The following is an 18,211-nucleotide window of genomic DNA, read 5'->3' on the forward strand; positions in this document are numbered from 1 at the left end:
CACCTGCCAGTTATCACTGATCAGCGCTTTTATCGCACTGAAAACAACAATTGTCTGACTATTTAATATCGATAGAAAAAGCCGCAATCACTCAATCAGTCATCGCGGCCATTCATATCAATTCAAACCGGTATATTTAAAGTCATAACTCACATCAAAGGGTTTCCACCAGCGGCCCACACCTGTTTCGCTATCAGTATGGCGATGTAAACCTGCTTTAGATGGCTCACTGATGTGGTAAGTCACTTTATAGTTACCCACGCCCATCATTTTGATGTTAGCACCGTAATGTGGACCATCGCTGGCAACCATTGGCATAAAGGTGCCTTCTTGTTTAGCACCGGTATCGGTATTGACCAAGGTGTAAGCGATAGTCAGGTACGGCATCCACTCACCTGCGCCGAAACCGTTTTTATTGCCTTCAGTTGCATGGATATCCGCTTCTAAATGGATATCAGCTTTCGCTGCGGGCAAGCCCATGCCGCGAGGTTCCATATCAATAGGCTGCAAGTAAACCGCTGCAATTTCCATATCATTAATTTTGATAGGTTCGCCAGCTGGATACTCTTTAAAGGCAAATGCGGCAGGCGCAGCAAAAATGCTGGCGATGATACTGCTGGCAATAATCGTTTTCTTCATGGTCATGTAGCACACCCTCTGGTATCAAATGATTAGTACATTGTCGTAATTCACACCGGCATCATGCCGGACCATTATGCTGGGATTGCACGACCGCGGAGTTGCATTACCCAAAGGGCAACCAGTGCAGCGATCAGTAATATCCCTTGAGGAATCAATGTTTCCAAATACGGATAGATTCCCAACCAACTAATTTCAGGTACACCCGGCAGCAAGGTCGGTTCAAACAACTTGCCTTCGATCAACTCGAGTACGCTCTTACCGGCAAAGACAAACGCCATGAGATACATAAAGCCGCCGGTAAACATAAAGAACGGCTTGAGTGGCAATTTGACCACGGTAAAACGCATGACCAGATAAGCAATGAGCAAGAAGATGCAACCAACGCCGAAACCGGCCAAAATCGACAGGTGACCGCTCGTGGTACTTGCATCCCCCATTAAGGCCAGATAGAACAGGACGGTTTCTGCCCCTTCGCGGTATACCGCCAAGAAGCTGGTGAGCCATAGCCCTATCATTGAACCGCTACTCAGTGATTTGGAGAACTTACCTTCGAGATAAGCTTTCCATTGGCGCGCTTCCGTTTTTGAAAGCAGCCAATAACTCATGGAGAACAACATCACCACGGCTATCATCATGGTGAAGCCTTCCAGCAATTCACGGCTTTGTCCTGAGTTAGCAAATAGCCACTGGAAGACGAAGGCAGTGAGTACACTGGCAATCAGGGCTACCACAACGGATTGGCGAATCAACGGTAGCTTGTCTTGATGGTTGTTTTTCACCAGATAGGCAACGATGGCCGCCACGATCAATAAGGCTTCCAGACCCTCACGAACAATGATCAGCAGGCTGTAAATAAACAGGCTCCAGTCTGTTTCATCCCCTCCGCCTAACATCTCTACTGCGCTAGACAGATCCTTTTGCAAGGCCGCAGCTTCAGCGTGTAACTTCTCAACTGGCTGACCTGCTTTCATGTAGCTGACTAAGCGAGTGAAGTGGCCTTCGAGAGTTGACTTAAACGCCGCATCACGTGAACCGACTTTGTTTTCCATGCCACTGGCTTCGAACAAATCAAAATAGGCATCCTGCACGGCCAACATCGCCGGTGAGGTTTGTCCTTTTTGGTATTGGCCGATAGCTGTAGTAATTTCCTGATTTATCTTTTCTGAGACTGCGGCCCAATCCGCGTTGGTTTGCTCTGCTGAGTTAGCTCCGTCCGCAGAAGATTGCCCCGCATTGGGTTGGTCAGCCGTCACTTGTTGCTGTTCGCGGGTAGTGGGTAGCCCTGGCAGGATATCTTCGATGGTTTGTAGCAAGCCAGTCACGCGGTAAGCCACTTCGGTAATTTGATCAGGCTTGCTGGTTAAATCGATCAACGCGGTGAATTGTTGGTTAATCGCAGCGGCGTCTTGCGCAGAACGATTTCCCCGCACCGACATTTCCATTTCAGAGTTTTTAAAACCTTGATAGTGCGCCTGTTGCACACTTTGACTCGCGGCGGCAAAATGACCCGCCTGATATTCAGTGATAGCCTGCGCCAGTAAATCATCAATGATTTTGAAACTTTGCTGCCAGTACACAGCGATATCACTGTTTTCATAAGTGGCATGTTGCTGTTCTGCAGTCAGCTTATGACCATCGGCTAATACGGGTAACACCCCCGCCAGCTCACTCTTCAACCAGTTGATCTTACTATCGACTTCGGCTTGCGGCTTACCCTCACCTATCATGCGACGAATTTCGCCAAATGCAGCCTCCATCTGATAGCTCTTTTGGGCAGAGATATTGATACGAATCGGCCCTTCCAGATTCTCAAACACTTCAAAATACGCCATCTGCACGGTAGTGCGGGCTTCATCATTATTGTGTTGTTGATAGAGTTGAGACGTTTTATCTAGGCGGGATTGGATATCATTAACAAGTTGCTGATAATCCACAGCAGCCCACGCTAATGAGCCTGACAGCCACCAGCAGCAGCAAAGCAGAATAATTTTTTGCCAAATTCGCATTTTAAGTGACGCACATGAAGTTGATAATGAGATTTATTAACATTAACACTAAATAAGGGAAATGTGTCTTGATCAGTATCAAAAAATATTTAGTCTCTTGAATTTTTGTTTAGAAATGCGGGGCGTACCGCAATTCTTAGCAGGAAAGCCGGTTTTCCCTACTTATGGTGGGGTTTAATTCAGCGGATTATATTGTGCTTGTTGGCATGGCTGTATTTTGACGTGACATGTGGGTAACCACAAATACTCGCCTGCTGCGGAAATACCACAGGTGAAGGTGACCTAAATCCGCAGACAGGCGTTTGTTTCAGTAAAGTTTATTCTGAGTAATAATAGTTAATTGATAATATTATTTATCCAATCGTTGATATTAAATTAGAAGAAATACTTGAATCGAGCACGAACACCATAACGGTCATCATTATCGCCATTAGCCACTTTATTATTATCAGCGACTTCCAATTTAGACCAATAAGCACCCAAGTATAAATTAAAGTTATTCATATCCATGATATTAGGGATTTTATAAGAGGTGTGTATTGTGTGAATATCATATTTATCAGGTGAGGTTAATATTCCAGAGGTGACCACACCCGCATTCGCGCTGTTGAAGTATTCAATATCATTGTGGGCGTAAATATAGCCAATTTCAAAATTTCGCCATAAGATGTTAGCGCCAGCACTAAAGTTCTTCTCATTAGTCGCATCCATATAAGCTGAACTCAGGTTTGCGACAATGCCATTTTCGGGATCTTTATCCTGATTGTTGAAGGTAAAAGTGGCACCATAGCCATTACGTTTAGACTGATCCTGCCATATTCCTTGATCATCCCGATAACCATAGGCATTGCTGATGACGTTACTTTCCATCGCGATAGCGGCTGAGAAGCTGTCTTGTTTCCACGAAATAACGGGGCGAACATAGGCCACATTTTTTTCGTTTTCCAGCGCATTACCGTGGTACGTATTATTGGCAAATAACGTTGTGCCATCTTTCAAGATGGTGTTCACTTCAAAATACCAGTTCCCTAGGTATTTGCTAACCAAGAAGTTACCACCATTATTACTGCGCCCACGGCCTTCTTTCATCATATAGATATAGCCATAGCCATCGCTATATAAGTCATTCGCGGTATTACCTGAATGTTGAACAAAGGTATCTTGATTGAGAGGGAACATGTCGTAAGCCTCAAAGCGGCCGACTTTAACTTTCCAATCTTTTTCATGCCCAAAGAAGAAAGCCGCATCATCAAGATTCATACTACCGCCAACATCAGCCAACGGCTGCACGGTAAAGCCGGCAAAGTTGCCATTATTTAGTCGGCGATAACCATCCAGCCCAATTAAAATTCGGCCATTAATATCCCATTGCTCTCTATTACTGGGTTTCCAATCTTTATTAGCGCTCGTACGTAATGAGGTGAGCTGCCCGCTCTTACTTGCGGCGTCCATATTAATTTCAACATCACCATATAATTTAAGATTCCCTTGTGGTGTTTCCCAGGTAACTTCAGCAAACGCAGGCAATGACAAAAGACTGGCAAGTCCAACCAGAATAAACTTATTCATATTGACCATCTCTATTTAGGATAATGTGAAGTAAAAGTTTTTCTTTAAAATCAGGGCAGCACATGACCACCCGTCATTAAAGAGTTAATAATGTATTTATTTTTATACCCAGAAGTATCAATTGGCAAATAAATCGCCATGGCTAAATATTCATATTTGACCTCGACAATAATAATATTTTAATTTTAATGATTCATTCTTTATGCGGGGTTAATTATCCCCGCTGATACAATAGGACTAATTCATTGGTTAATTCACGGGCTAATAACGATGTCATTAAATGGTCCTGAGCATGGACCATAATTAGCGTCATCGGGGTTTTAGCTTCCCCCGCATCTTGTTCAATCAGTTTGGTTTGCATGCGATGAGCCGCTTTAGTAAACCCATCAGATTCGGCTAAGAGTGCATGCGCCTGCGTGAAATCCCCCTCCCTGGCGGCACGCAAGGCTTCAAAGCACAGGCTCCTCGCCTGGCCTGCATTGACGATGATCTCCATGACAGCTTCTTCAAGATCAATCATTTTTCGCTACCTCATCAAAACCTTGATTGCTAGCCGTTGCAGCAAACCATTCACCACTCTTTTTCACAATCCGTTGCTGAGTTTTCAAATCTAGCTGGACGAAACCATAACGGTTTTTATAGGCATTGCACCATGACCAGTTATCAATAAACGTCCACATATGGTAACCCAAGCAATGGCTGCCTTCGGCTAATGCTTTATGTACCCATTTTAAATGTTCAGAGACAAACTCAATGCGGTAATCATCATTAATCTGCCCGTTCTGGCTAAATCGCTGTTCATTTTCAACGCCCATGCCATTTTCTGAAATAAAGCAGCGCGGATTATCGTAATTCTCTCGAAGGTTAGTCAGGATGTCATAAATACCGGGCTCATAAATTTCCCAACCGCGATGCGGGTTCATTTTGCATCCCGGCATTTGGTAATAATCAAATAGCCATTCAGGCATAAATGGCGCATCAGGATTCACTCGACTATCACGGCACTTTATTCTGCGTGGCTGATAATAATTAATGCCAAGTAAATCAACCTTCCCTTCAACAATTAATGCACTATCACCAGGCTGGCAATCCGGTAATTGATCGTAATCTTTCAGCAGAGAGACAAGCTCTGCAGGATATTCACCACGTAATGCAGGGTCAAGGAAACTCCGGTTAAACATTAAATCCGCGATATTAGCCGCTTTGACGTCAGCAGGATTCTCAGAACGAGGATAAGATGGCGTCAGGTTTAAAATAATACCGATCTCGCCGCCTAATTCGCGCTGGCGGTATTTTTTTACCGCAAGAGCATGGGCTATTACAGTGTGGTAAGCCACCGTTGCCGCCCGTTTGAAATCCACCACATTGGGGTAATGGAAATCGTACAGATAACCACCTTCAACAGGCACGATAGGCTCATTGAACGTAAACCAGTGCTGTACGCGATCCCCAAATAAGCGGAAGCAGGTATCAGCGTATTCGGCATAAGCCTCAACCACATAGCGACTCTCCCAGCCCCCTTGTTCTTGCATGACTGTCGGCATATCAAAATGGAACAAATTGATAAACGGGGTTATCCCTTGTGCCAGCAATTCGTCAATCACGCCATTATAGAAATCCACTGCCTCTGGGTTAACTTCACCCCGGCCATTTGGTATCAAACGCGCCCACGAAATTGAGGTGCGAAAGCTGTTATGATTCAACTGCTTCAGTAACGCGATATCTTGTTGCCAATGCTGATAAAAAGTTGATGTCTGCTGTGGCCCAACTTGCTGATGAAAACGCCCTGGCTGCTTATCAAACCAAGTGTCCCAGATTGTGGCACTTTTGCCACCGTTCAGACTCTCACCTTCGGTTTGCGGCGCGGAGCTAGCGCTGCCCCACCAAAAATCACGTGGAAATTGATACTTCATCGTACTCTCCATAAAAATAGGTCTTATCAAAATTTAGCGAGTTTCGGCTGATTCAGCAAAGCTCAGTTGTTGCTCTTTTTCTTCATCCGCTTTCAGCAGGCTGCGCTCATAAGCTTTGAGGAAGGGGTAATACATCACCGCAGAGAACACCATACATAATAGACACATAACGACAGGACTGAAGGCCCAGTTTGCCGCCCAAGAAGCGCCAATCGGTGCTGGGGTTGTCCAAGGTGTTAATGACACCACTTGCGCTATCCAACCTAACTTGGTGGCGATATACGCCAATGTGGCGTTGATCATCGGCACAAAGATGAAGGGCAGGAAGAACACAGGGTTCATGATGATCGGTGCACCGAATAAAATCGGTTCGTTGATATTAAAGAAACTCGGCACAATCCCCATCTTGCCAATAGTACGCAAGTGAATAGCTTTGCTACGAAGTAATAGGAAGGCCAGTGGCAACGTAGAGCCGACACCGCCAATCAGTAAGTAGTGATCCCAAAAGCCTTGTAGATAGATATGTGGCAGAGGTGCACCTGCGGCTAACGCAGCCTGATTCAGTGCCAGATTGGTCATCCAGAATGGGTTCATAATACCCGTAACAATCAATGCACCATGAATGCCGGCGAACCACAAAATTTGGCAAAGTAATACCGACAATAATATGGCTGGCAGCGAATCTGACGCTGAAACCAAAGGTGCCAGCAAATGCATAATCGCTTCTGGAATTATCATTCCGGTAGATGATTCGATGAATAAATTCAGTGGATGCAACGTACCAACGACCGCCACCACCGGAATGAGAATCTCAAAGGAACGAGCCACCCCTGTCGGGACTTCTTTCGGTAGACGAATGGTGATATTGCGGCGTTTTAAAAAGGCATAGAGTTCAGTGGAGTAAACCGCCGTGATAATGGCAGTAAAAATCCCTTGGCCGGAGAAATATTGAGTAGAGATATGACCGTCAGAATAAGGTGCTGCCACTAGCAGGAATGACATCAATGCCAATAGACCCGTCATGATGGGGTCCAATTTATATTGCCGCCCCAAGCTGGCACCAATTCCCACGGAGATGAAGAAGGTCATGACGCCCATGCTGAGATTGAAAGGCAACATCAATTCATTACGATAAGTGCTGGAGAAATTCAGCCATGCGCGGGCAAAACCCCATGTGGTATCAGCGGAAAATGGTGGGAAGATAAAGACCAACATAAATGAGCCGATGATCATAAAGGGTAATGCTGAGGTAAAGCCGTCGCGGATCGCGATAATATATTTTTGTTGTCCTAACCGCCCAGCCAGCGGCGTGATGGTTTGCTCTATCATCCCAACCATTGTTTGGTAAAGAGAACTCATTGCAGATACCTTTTATTTCACTGCATTAATAAGAGATAAGGCGAAATCGAGCACCTTATCACCGCGTTGCATGCCGTAATCCATCATGTCGATAGTCATCACTGGAATACCGAAAGGTTCAGCTATCGCAGCCAAATCTCGTTGCATGTACTTCACCTGCGGCCCCAACAGCACAACCTGATAGCGGCTGAATTGCTCATTGAATTCGCTAGCACCAAAAGCATCAATCTGAACCTCTAACCCACGTGTTGCAGCCTCTGCCAACATTTTTTTGACTAGCATACTCGTGGACATCCCTGCGGAGCAGCACAACATTATTTTTTTCATCACCTATTTCCTCACTGTAACCTTGTCATATTGAGCACCATTGGAAACAAAATGGAAACCGGTTTCCATCCAAACGGAATAGATATGAGAGCGCGCTCATATATTTACTTACTGAAAGATATGCAGTTGTGAAAGACGTCACAAAAAGCTAAGCAGAAATCGGTGCTTTACTGGATACTCTCTGGTAACAACGGTTTCCGTAATGGCAATCAGGGTATAGAATGGACGAAGTAGAATGGGAACCAAGGATAAAGGGAACTGACCAGGCCCTCTGGCCATTGATCAGAAAAAGTGGAGTGAAGTTATGTCGACTATTAATGATGTATCGCGGTTAGCCAACGTATCTAAAGCCACTGTGTCGCGCGTGTTGAGCGGGTCGCGCGGTGTCAAGGAAGAGAGCCGTTTGGCTGTTATGAAGGCAGTCGAAGTTCTAAACTATAAGCCGAATGTGATTGCCCAATTTCTGACGGCGCAGTCAACCGGCTGTGTTGGTGTGATTTGCGCGACTGAACACATTCAGCAAACGACCAGTTATCTTTTTGCTTTAGAAAAGCAGTTTAGCCAGCATCAAAAACACTTATTACTTCGCTTTGCCGATAACAGTGTTGGGGTCGCCAATGCGGTGACAGAGTTGGCCAATGGCCTGTGTGATGCCATTATTATCATCGGAGCACGCTTTCCACTACCCGCCCCCGATGAAAAAACCATCATGATTGATTGCCTCGAATCTTCGACGCCTAACAGTATTTTATTCGATCACTCTTTTGCAGCAGAAACAGCTTGCCACTATTTGGTCAGTCAGGGGCGTCGGCATATTGCGCTATTAAATCATGCCTCAGGTACGGTGGCAGAACAGACGCTATTAGGTTATCAGCGGGCGCTGGAAAACTACCTGATTCCCTATAACCGTAATTTGGTGATGGGCAGTGTTAATGCCTCCTCCGAAGCATTACAGACGCTATTGAACAATGGCGCGCAGTTTAATGCCCTGTTGGTCATGGACGAGATTGAAGCCCAGAAAGCGATTGCCCTATTACATCTGTTTAAACGTACCGTTCCCGATAAAGTGATGGTTTTCAGTCTGGACGGTTCCGTACAATTACCGGGTGTTCCGGCGGTGCCCGCTATCGAGTATTCGCTAGAGACATTGGCTAGGAGAGTGGTCGATTTGATTGATTCCCGTGCGGGCAAACATATGAATCCACAAGTGTTTCGAGGTAATCTAGTCGTCCCACATGGATTAACCGAGTAACTGACTGATTTAGGGACTCAATGATGGATAACACGCAATCAGATTATGACTCTCTTCGTGCATCTCTCAGCGTTAGCACCGCGATGACGTTGTTGCAGATTGGTGATGAATCGACCAGTGTCGTGACATCTGGCGTAGATAATGCTGTCGTGACGCAGCCACTTACCGTGGGTGCCAGCCATATTGCGCGGACTTATTTCAAGCACAATCCGCCGACACCAGATGAGATGGAAACAGCCATTATGGTGGTCGAAGACGAGGTGATTCGTATTAGCCCTGCGGTGAATCGTACCTCGCAGTTGTTGACAACAGACAGCAATCTTGCGGATATTGCCCAGCTCGCGGGTTTGCCGCTACAGGCTCAAACCATCATGTCATTGGAATCCGTTGAGCGGATGTTTGATAGATTAGCAGCAGTTATGATGGGCAGGCCTGCGGCTTCAGAAGGCATACCAGCCGACAACGTGTTTGCTGCCAGATTGCTGATTTTAAGAGAGTTTATGCATCACTTACAATTCTCATCGATTACCTATATTGCCTTACCCAAGCCCCGCTTTCACAAATAAGATGATCTTTTGCTCCAAAAGAAAACTGACAGTGGCAATCTTCATTACGCACTGTCAGTCTTTTTTATCCCGCTTTCCTACCAATATCGTCGTTTATTTATTGGCTTTCGGATCCAGATTATCGGCAGGTAATTCACCTGGTAGATAGTCAGGTAAGCGACCCGCAGGGAAGATTGCCACGAGAGATAACAGCGCCATAATCAACAAACCGAACTTCAGTGCGCGTAAACGTGCTTCTTCATTCACGCGTACCGCTTCGACAACCTGCTCAGGGGTAGCGTTCGTTTGCGCTAACACACCTTGCAGGCGATCATTGCTGACGAAGTTAATGCTATCCATATTGACCTGAGCCTGAAGCTCAGCCGTTAGAATCGGTGTTTCAGCCACGCCACGCATCACATTAGCGCTTAACAAGCCCACCAACAAAGCACCGGCGACCGCAGTACCGATGGCATTGGCTAAGTTATTCGTCGTGCCACGCAATGACCCAACATCGCCAGCCAGTTCCTTCGGTGATGCACTGACCAACACGTTGAATAGCAAAGTCACCAATGCACCTTGAGCAAGACCGAAGATGACCAGACCGATCAGTACTGCGAACTCACTCCAGTTGTTGCGCACGACAAATGCCAACCACAGTAAAGCAATAGTACAAGTGATAAAGCCATAACGGCCGATTTTACGCGGCGTGAGTTTTTTGTAGAAACGGACAATCAGCATGGCTGAGAAGAACACAGACAAGTTAAACGGCATCATCGCGATTGCGGTGGCCATTGGCGTACTGCCCTGCACTATCTGGATATACAACGGAACAGAGAAATTGAGCATTGCTTCTAATGCCACGACCGAGAACATGGCAAATACCGCGGCCTTTTCCGTGGATGACGTGATAACTTCCAGTGCCAGTAATGGTGTCTTACCTTGTTCTTGGCGGCGACGCGTCCAAACCACAAACGCCTGCCCTAGTACGATACCCAGTACAATCATAAAGGGTGCAGGTGAAAAACCCATGAGATCAAAAGGCGCACCGTCACGGACTAGACCAAAGCCCCAACGGTTTAGGTTGTTAAAACCAAATGACAGCAAAATAATCGCCGCCGCCGCCAGAATCACACCGATAATATCAATGCCCACTTCTGGGCGGCCTTTATCGGCTTTTAGACGGAAGCTCAGTACAAAAATGATTGCCGACAACACAATCAAAATACCAAACGCAGGACGCCAACCGATATGTGTACCAAGAATCCCGCCAATAAGAAACGCCGCCACGCCTGCGCCTGCGCGAGCAGAACCCAAAGCCCCGAGTGCGGTAGCCTGTTGTGTACCACGGTAGTTTTCAGCAATCAACGCAACTAATGCAGGGACTAACGCTGCGCCCGCTAAACCACTCAGTGCCTGCGCGCTGATCATCACGGTGGCATTCGGACTGAATGTCATCATCACCTGCGCAATACCAAACAGTAAAACGGTACCGCGAAACACCACTAACGGCCCAAAACGCTGGTTGAGTTTGGCACCCAGCATTACGAAACCGGCAACGGACAGTGAGTACATCACGATCGCGGTCGCAATTGTCGTCGGCGGCACATTGAAGCTTTTGACCATTCCACCCAAAGCAACAGGCAGAGAGGCAACGTTGAATGACATTAAAATCTGAGCCATTGCGATGGTGATCATCGGCACCCAGGACTCTTTGACTTCCACACCTGCATGATGAGTAGATTGATTCGCCATAAATTTATCTATCCTTTTGACATGTTATTCTTGGTTTCAGAACCAGTCGGTTTTCATATCCGCCCAGTTATTGAAACGATGAACTTTCAACGCAATACCGCCGTGCAAGCTCAACTCTTTTCGGTGTAAGGTTCAGAAACAAACATGTCCATCCCAAGACTGCGTGATAAGAAGCGAGCAGCCAATTGCCCTTTGACACTATTTCCCGCACCATCGAGCAACGGTGCAAAAGTCCCTAAGCCTCCTTTACCTGGTGACACTGTCACAATGCCACCACCGATGCCACTTTTACCCGGTAAACCAATGTCATAAAGCCAGTCTCCCGAGGTTTCGTACAACCCTGCCGTGACCATGACAGCTAAAGCGTAATGACACACATCATTATCCACGACTCGTTCGCCGGTCAGCGGGTTAACGCCTCCATCAGCCAATGTTGCCCCCATCACGGCCAGATCGCGGGCGCTAACATTCAATGAACATTGGCGGGTATACAAATCAGTCGCCACAAGCGGGTCACATCCCAGACGCCCATACCCTTGCAGCACATTGGCAATGCCACGGTTGCGGTAGTTAGTTTCACAGGCTGACTGATACACTTCATCATTCAGTGTCAATTCACGTCCGGCAAAACGGCACAAACCGTCATAAATGAATTTCCATTGTTCATCACTGGTCTCCCCCGGTACTAAACTGGTGGTCGCAATTGCCCCAGAGTTCACCATGGGATTGGTGCGCCCATCGGCGGCGCGTTCAATCGCAGTGACGGAGTTGAATGCCATTCCGGTACTGTTCACACCCAATTTTTCGCGGGCAACTTTTGCCCCGATAGCCTGACAAACCAAGGCGAACACAAACGGCTTGGAAACGCTCATGATGGTAAATTCATAATCTACATCGCCAGCTGAATGCACCTTGCCGTTAGTACCAACCATGCAGACACCAAAGAGATTAGGTGGAATACGTTCTAATGCGGGATAAACGGTTGACACCACACCTTCTGTATCTGTACCAAAACGCTGATGAGCTTCTTGCACCAATCTCACTACCGTGTCTGGGTCAGGTAGATGTCCGGTTGATACGTAGTCGATAATTCCATTTTTGCTATTATCTGTAGGCATATTGGTTATCTCTTGTTTAACTTCCGTTTGTTTTCTTGTCTTTCTTTTTTCTTATTTAAGACGGCAGAATACGCCTGCCGTTTTATCTTATAGAAAATAGTAATAATCAATTGAAACGGTTTTAAAGCTTAAACATGCTAATTAATCAAAAAAATCTTAAGGAAAGCCAACTAAGAGTAAGATAGCCTAGCTTAAGAAAGCTGTATATCACTTGTTTTCAACAATTTGATTATCATTAAATCTTGGTAAAATGTCGCTGATGTTTCAGGTTCATGGCATAGAAATGAATAATTGGGGGTTTTTATCGCTCAATTAATTATCTATAGCAGATTCATATGCCCGTTAGCTTTCCGTCGACATAACATAATGGCTAAGACAGAGAATTTGCTGTTAGTGACAATGAATAAAGTTAGCCACGATAAATCTGAAAATAAGAGTGACTGCTAAGCAGAGAAGAAATGAATATTGATGGCTCACCGCCTCTTCAAGTGAAAAGATTTAAATCACTGGTGCCATAACGTAAAGATTGCTCTGAGGCACAGAGCACATAAGCACCTGTCGTTTTGTATAACTATATAAATCGTTATGTAGCTAAAGTAACCCTAAGTCTTAGCATCCTAATCACTAAACAGCGTAAACTATGAGCCAACTTTGTAAGCCCGCTAATTGCGCTTACTGCGATTTGGTATTCCCCTCTTTACATCAATCTAGACGTCTGAAAACCCTTAAGATCGGTGTCTCTGGAGCATGACATGAACAACGCATCATCGGCAGGTAAGCAAAAAGTGCCGTTACGACTCAGCACCTCAATCACCCTGATGGTTTCTGCGGTGATTGTCTCAGTGCTATTGGTCGTTCACACACTGTTTTTTATCCAGCTTAGCCAGATGGCGCAAGACAGTTTACAAAATAAAGCCGTCGCTGTTGCTCGCGCATTGTCCTTCTCACCCACCATCATTAACGGTTTATCTAATCCTGCTGATGGACAGAAGATCCAGGCTTACACACACGACGTCCAGAAAGCCAATGACCTATTATTCATCGTTATTACGGATATGAAAGGCATCCGGTATTCTCACCCTAACCCAGAAATGATCGGCCAACACTTTATCGGCAATGATCTGGAACCCGCGTTACAGGGCAAAGAAAACAGTGCGGTAAATCGTGGTGTGCTGGAACGGGCATTACGGGTTTTCACTCCCATCTATGGGTCTCAGGGGAAACAAATTGGCGTAGTGGCCATTGGTATTTCCTTAACCAGTATTGACTCGGTTGTCAGTGAAACCCGTTGGACTATCCCGTGGACCATCTTGTTTGGCGCATTAATCGGCTCTGTTGGGACCTGGTTTTTAGTGAAAGCACTGAAGCGAATTATGTTGGGTTTCGAACCTTATGAAATCTCAAATTTATTTGAGCAGCGTAATGCCATGCTGCAATCTATTAAGGAAGGTGTCATTGCCGTTGATGCCGATTCACGTATTACTGTCGTGAACCACGAAGCAAAACGTTTATTCAAGCAAAGCGGTCCGATGGAGAACTTATTGTTGAGTAATGCCAGCAAATATTGGCCGGTGCGCTTATATCTACAACAAGTGTTAGAAACTGGCATCGCTCGCCGTGACGAAGAGATAAATTTTAATGGCAGCATATTACTGACCAACACTGTCCCGGTCATGGTAAAAGGCAATGTGATTGGTGCAATCGCGACCTTTCGCGATAAGACTGAAGTGAGTCAACTCATGCAACGCCTGACTGGCATGGTGCATTACGCAGACGCTTTACGGGCGCAGTCACACGAATTTATGAATAAGCTTCATGTCATTCTTGGCCTATTACACATGAAGTATTATCAGCAACTTGAAGATTATATCGTTAAAACATCGAACAATTATCAAGCAGAAATTGGCTCACTATTGCGTAAAGTCAAATCCCCAGTTATCGCTGGTTTCTTGTTAGGTAAAATTAATCGCGCACGGGATTTAGGTATCACACTATCCATCAGTGACGACAGCCTATTACCAGATACCGAGAATGAACAAGTGACCACGACATTAATTACGGTGTTAGGTAACTTAATTGAGAATGCCCTCGAGGCGATCGGCAACCAGAACCAACGCGAAATCAATGTCAGTTTTCATTATCAAAATGGCCGGGTGCATTGTGTCGTCAGTGATGACGGGCCAGGAATACCCGCTGAATTACAAAATCGCATTTTTGATAACGGCTTCTCCACCAAAGGAACTGAACACGGTATCGGTTTGAGTTTGGTGCGGCAGAGTTTAGAAAGTATTGGCGGCGATATTGAGTTTGACTCTGAAGCCGGTGTTTTCACACAGTTCTTTATCAGTCTCCCCTATGACATTATCCTTAATAATAGTGCATCGAATAATAATATGGCTTCTAGTGATATTTCTTCAAACAACATCAGTGCGGTAAATCATGATTAATGTATTAATAGTGGATGATGATGCAATGGTGGCGGAACTGAACAAGTGCTACCTCAATCAGGTCTCCGGCTTCAACTGTTGCGGTTCAGTTTCCAGCTTGCAGCAAGCCAGAGAATATTTAATGACGGCACTACACCCCATTGATTTGGTGCTATTGGATGTTTTTATGCGTCAGGATAATGGGTTAGATTTACTGCCAGTGTTACGTGAATTCAGTGTGCATACTGATGTGATCGTTATTTCTTCAGCGACCGATGTCAATACCATCAAAAAAGCGCTGCAATATGGCGTGGTTGATTACTTGATCAAGCCTTTCCAGTTTTCACGTTTCGAAGAGGCGCTGTCCACCTACCGTGAGAAAAAGAACTTACTGGAACAACGTGAATATTGTGCTCAAGAAGACGTCGATTCTTTACTACGGCGCAGCAATACCGCCCCTACCGAGCGTAAAAAACTTCCGAAAGGGCTGACTGCGCAGACACTGCGTACTGTATGCGAATGGATTCAAGAAATGCAGGAGGGAGAGTTCTCGACTGAACAGATGGCAAACGCCATTGGTATTTCGCGAGTTTCTTGCCGTAAGTATTTAATTTATCTTTCTGATACCGAGGTGCTTAGCACTAAGGTTCTTTACGGGGCAACTGGACGGCCCGTTTATCTCTACAAGCGCTTACCTAATCAGCAAGAAGTGTTAAAGCAGTATTGTCAATAAGGGGTTATCCATAAGCCGTAAGCGCCAGATCATCTTGCCAAAAAAAGGTACCCAATCAGGGTACCGCTAATCACTTATCGGCTATAAAGATCTCTTTATATAATCCAACCTAATAGCAGCGTCGCGCCAATCACCGTCGATGCACCGCCAATGCGAGTAGCTATCTGAGCAAAAGGCATCAACGACATCCGGTTAGATGCAGACAAAATCGCAACATCCCCGGTTCCGCCTAGCCCGCTATGACAGCTCGTGACAATGGAAGCTTCAACTGGATACATATTTAAATACGGGGCGATGATAAAACTGATTGCTGCCATTGAAAGCACTACGGCACCACAGACCACAACATAGCCGACAGAGAATACCGCCACGACACTTTCCAGTGGAACATACAGCATCCCTAGGCCAATCATCAGCGGCCATACCAGTGTTGTGGAGACAAATTTGTACCAACTATGCGCGCCCTGTTCCATTTTTGCTGGAATAACCTGTGCGTATTTACACATCACTGCAATCAAGATCATCAGCACAGGGCCGGGAATATGAACAAGATGTTCAAATAAGCCCCCCACAATAAAGAAAGCACAGGTCATCAACAACCCGCCCCCCATTAATTGAAAGTCAGCTTGTTTTGGTCCTTCTTGTGAAGTGAAAATGGCGTTGTCCTTTGCCGAACGAATTAACATTCCCTCGCCATTGAGATCCTTGCGGCGCATACCAATGCGCGCTAGCACTCCCGCACAGATAATCGCGAAGATATTCCCAACAACGGCCGCAGGCGCAAGTTGAGCAACATAGACATCGGGTGATTGCCCAAGGATTGCGGAATAAGCTAATGATAATGGCAAGATACCTTCACCAATACCGCCACCGATGATGGGTACAATAATAAAGAAGAAGGTGTGATAGAAGGTAAAACCGAATAGTTTTCCAACCAGTAAACCGGTAGCCACAGCTGTTATCGTGCCGACTACCAATGGAATAAACATCCGGGTCATTCCCTGAATTAGCACGACACGGTTCATTCCGAGAATACTGCCAACGACCAAACTGGCTATCACGAAATAGAGTAAATTTGCTTCCTTCATCAACAAGTGAACGGTATCCAACGTGTTCGTTTGGAAAATGCCAAAGTAAACGAGTACCGATGGCACCATTAAGCATAAAATAGCCGGTCCACCGATATCTTTTAAAACAGGTATATGGCGACCAATGTGAGAAAGAACAAACCCCATGGTCATGATCACCGCTAAACCGCCAATCATATTTTTCGGTAAATAGCTGGCATAGGCCGAAATGAATACAATGGCTGAAATCGTGATAAACAACATCACTGGCATTGTATTTATATTCATTTCGTTGATTATTGAAATAAATCTATTCACTGTGGACTTATTTGTTAAATCACTGTTTTCAGTGGATTCAAGGGCGATATCCTGATTTATTTTTTTCATTTTAGACCTACAGTTGGGTAATACATAAGGAATTGGCGTCTTATCAAATGTCGCAACAATTTAATATTCACACGATTTATACATCAAATGGAATAATCAATAAAATCAGTGAAAAACATAAAAATCCGACATCGCATATCAATTCTCTTTATTGGAGCCAATGATATATACCATTAAGCTACCACTCGGTTACAAATAAAAAAACCGCTAATGACCAATGATTTTAATTTTTGAGAATTTATCGTCAAGTTTATTATAATTAACTTATTTTGGCGTTTTGTAATTAAAAAATTCGAAGCACCCCTAATTTATTTGGTATGCTATTTAGTTGGAAGTGGTTAATTTGATTTTGAACTCAATGCAGATCATTGGAGGCGTTTTTAGCATATCCTTCAGGCTTAAGCTGGCTAATTAATAATATTCCCAACTGACGCACCATTTTCTTTTAAGATATTTCTAAACAAGCCACCCACTCATTGCTGTATCGTGTGTTTTTACTTTTTATAGATTTATTGAGTTTCTTATGCGCAGACAGACCATCACAGAATTCCAATGTGAGAATATCTGTACCACTACTCATTAAAAAACGGGTTTTACTGCAAAGACCTAATCACCTTAACAAATATCATTGCGAACGTTAACCTTGCTACATAAAAATACCATATGATTTTAAAATTCAACATTGAGTATAATGATAAGTGTAAATTATAGTCACAAACGAAACGCTCAATTCTATGATGAGAAGTAATCAGACAACATTAAGTTATGACGATGCTCATTGAGATATTAACCATGAGCTAACAATTAATATGCGAGATAAGAAATGTTTAAATTTTCGTCAAATAACCAATGCCTTATGGATCGGTGTTTTTTCACTCGATAGATGTAGGGAATGTTATCCTAGGCAAACATTTTCACTGCATATAAAACAACCCATTGATTTTAATTAATGATTCTTGTAATAACTTAAAAAAAATAATTTATATGTAAATATTTTTTTGCCTCATCACGATAGAAACGATAGCATGCGCCTCCTAAACCGAATGATAGTAATAAAAACCATAATAACTGAAGGCGCTAAGACGCTATTTATGCATTAACCTTTAGCAATC

At 44.7% G+C, this 18,211-nt stretch carries 14 protein-coding genes; 4 read left to right on the forward strand and 10 right to left on the reverse strand.

Features of this window, described 5'->3' with window-relative positions:
- Positions 1 to 117: 117 nt before the first annotated feature.
- The 7 genes from DA391_RS12920 to DA391_RS12950 form a co-directional block, all read right to left on the reverse strand.
- Positions 118 to 645, reverse strand: a complete 528-nt coding sequence (locus DA391_RS12920) for an iron transporter (RefSeq protein ID WP_004390794.1) — start codon at positions 643 to 645, stop codon at positions 118 to 120.
- 68 nt (positions 646 to 713) lie between these two features.
- Complete coding sequence (locus DA391_RS12925) at positions 714 to 2,648, reverse strand: FTR1 family iron permease (protein ID WP_108087789.1); 1,935 nt, start codon at positions 2,646 to 2,648, stop codon at positions 714 to 716.
- A gap of 375 nt (positions 2,649 to 3,023) precedes the next feature.
- Positions 3,024 to 4,226 (reverse strand): carbohydrate porin, encoded by a 1,203-nt coding sequence (locus tag DA391_RS12930; protein WP_050081554.1) that lies wholly within the window; start codon positions 4,224 to 4,226, stop codon positions 3,024 to 3,026.
- A gap of 205 nt (positions 4,227 to 4,431) precedes the next feature.
- Complete coding sequence (locus DA391_RS12935) at positions 4,432 to 4,737, reverse strand: PTS lactose/cellobiose transporter subunit IIA (RefSeq protein WP_019209713.1); 306 nt, start codon at positions 4,735 to 4,737, stop codon at positions 4,432 to 4,434.
- The gene (locus DA391_RS12940) at positions 4,730 to 6,130 is read right to left on the reverse strand and encodes a glycoside hydrolase family 1 protein (RefSeq protein ID WP_050873405.1); all 1,401 of its coding nucleotides are present in this window, start codon (positions 6,128 to 6,130) and stop codon (positions 4,730 to 4,732) included. Before DA391_RS12940 ends, DA391_RS12935 begins: the two co-directional genes overlap by 8 nt.
- A gap of 33 nt (positions 6,131 to 6,163) precedes the next feature.
- On the reverse strand, positions 6,164 to 7,489 hold the full coding sequence (locus DA391_RS12945; protein ID WP_019209711.1) for a PTS sugar transporter subunit IIC: 1,326 nt from the start codon (positions 7,487 to 7,489) through the stop codon (positions 6,164 to 6,166).
- A 12-nt stretch (positions 7,490 to 7,501) separates the two neighbouring features.
- Complete coding sequence (locus DA391_RS12950) at positions 7,502 to 7,816, reverse strand: PTS sugar transporter subunit IIB (protein ID WP_019209710.1); 315 nt, start codon at positions 7,814 to 7,816, stop codon at positions 7,502 to 7,504.
- Positions 7,817 to 8,120: 304 nt separating this feature from the next.
- Between DA391_RS12950 and DA391_RS12955 the strand changes: the two genes are divergently transcribed.
- Entirely contained in the window at positions 8,121 to 9,068 is a 948-nt protein-coding gene (locus DA391_RS12955; RefSeq protein ID WP_050285991.1) for a LacI family DNA-binding transcriptional regulator, read from the forward strand.
- 23 nt (positions 9,069 to 9,091) lie between these two features.
- Positions 9,092 to 9,634: a hypothetical protein gene (locus DA391_RS12960; protein WP_050081560.1), complete on the forward strand. Its 543-nt coding sequence runs from the start codon at positions 9,092 to 9,094 to the stop codon at positions 9,632 to 9,634.
- A gap of 93 nt (positions 9,635 to 9,727) precedes the next feature.
- Here the strand turns inward: DA391_RS12960 and DA391_RS12965 are convergent, their stop codons facing one another.
- Positions 9,728 to 11,368 carry an MFS transporter gene (locus DA391_RS12965; protein WP_050081562.1) on the reverse strand — a complete coding sequence of 547 codons (1,641 nt, stop codon included), beginning with the start codon at positions 11,366 to 11,368 and terminating at the stop codon, positions 9,728 to 9,730.
- A gap of 110 nt (positions 11,369 to 11,478) precedes the next feature.
- On the reverse strand, positions 11,479 to 12,486 hold the full coding sequence (gene glsA / locus DA391_RS12970; protein ID WP_050081564.1) for a glutaminase A: 1,008 nt from the start codon (positions 12,484 to 12,486) through the stop codon (positions 11,479 to 11,481).
- Positions 12,487 to 13,238: 752 nt separating this feature from the next.
- Between glsA and DA391_RS12975 the strand changes: the two genes are divergently transcribed.
- Entirely contained in the window at positions 13,239 to 14,933 is a 1,695-nt protein-coding gene (locus DA391_RS12975; RefSeq protein ID WP_050081566.1) for a sensor histidine kinase, read from the forward strand.
- Entirely contained in the window at positions 14,926 to 15,645 is a 720-nt protein-coding gene (gene dcuR / locus DA391_RS12980) for a two-component system response regulator DcuR (RefSeq protein WP_050081568.1), read from the forward strand. Before DA391_RS12975 ends, dcuR begins: the two co-directional genes overlap by 8 nt.
- A gap of 95 nt (positions 15,646 to 15,740) precedes the next feature.
- Here dcuR and DA391_RS12985 read toward each other — a convergent pair whose 3' ends face one another.
- A complete protein-coding gene (locus DA391_RS12985; protein WP_050285995.1) occupies positions 15,741 to 17,099 on the reverse strand; it encodes a 2-hydroxycarboxylate transporter family protein in 1,359 nt (452 codons plus the stop codon).
- Positions 17,100 to 18,211 lie beyond the last annotated feature (1,112 nt).

The sequence above is a fragment of the Yersinia massiliensis genome, assembly GCF_003048255.1.
In the GTDB taxonomy this organism is placed as follows: domain Bacteria; phylum Pseudomonadota; class Gammaproteobacteria; order Enterobacterales; family Enterobacteriaceae; genus Yersinia; species Yersinia massiliensis_A.

Bases quoted from the DNA above. Each gene is read 5' to 3' on its own strand.
- DA391_RS12920 (WP_004390794.1), bottom strand. From the start codon at position 645: ATGACCATGAAGAAAACGATTATTGCCAGCAGTATCATCGCCAGCATT.
- DA391_RS12925 (WP_108087789.1), bottom strand. From the start codon at position 2,648: ATGCGAATTTGGCAAAAAATTATTCTGCTTTGCTGCTGCTGGTGGCTG.
- DA391_RS12930 (WP_050081554.1), bottom strand. From the start codon at position 4,226: ATGGTCAATATGAATAAGTTTATTCTGGTTGGACTTGCCAGTCTTTTG.
- DA391_RS12935 (WP_019209713.1), bottom strand. From the start codon at position 4,737: ATGATTGATCTTGAAGAAGCTGTCATGGAGATCATCGTCAATGCAGGC.
- DA391_RS12940 (WP_050873405.1), bottom strand. From the start codon at position 6,130: ATGAAGTATCAATTTCCACGTGATTTTTGGTGGGGCAGCGCTAGCTCC.
- DA391_RS12945 (WP_019209711.1), bottom strand. From the start codon at position 7,489: ATGAGTTCTCTTTACCAAACAATGGTTGGGATGATAGAGCAAACCATC.
- DA391_RS12950 (WP_019209710.1), bottom strand. From the start codon at position 7,816: ATGAAAAAAATAATGTTGTGCTGCTCCGCAGGGATGTCCACGAGTATG.
- DA391_RS12955 (WP_050285991.1), top strand. From the start codon at position 8,121: ATGTCGACTATTAATGATGTATCGCGGTTAGCCAACGTATCTAAAGCC.
- DA391_RS12960 (WP_050081560.1), top strand. From the start codon at position 9,092: ATGGATAACACGCAATCAGATTATGACTCTCTTCGTGCATCTCTCAGC.
- DA391_RS12965 (WP_050081562.1), bottom strand. From the start codon at position 11,368: ATGGCGAATCAATCTACTCATCATGCAGGTGTGGAAGTCAAAGAGTCC.
- glsA (WP_050081564.1), bottom strand. From the start codon at position 12,486: ATGCCTACAGATAATAGCAAAAATGGAATTATCGACTACGTATCAACC.
- DA391_RS12975 (WP_050081566.1), top strand. From the start codon at position 13,239: ATGAACAACGCATCATCGGCAGGTAAGCAAAAAGTGCCGTTACGACTC.
- dcuR (WP_050081568.1), top strand. From the start codon at position 14,926: ATGATTAATGTATTAATAGTGGATGATGATGCAATGGTGGCGGAACTG.
- DA391_RS12985 (WP_050285995.1), bottom strand. From the start codon at position 17,099: ATGAAAAAAATAAATCAGGATATCGCCCTTGAATCCACTGAAAACAGT.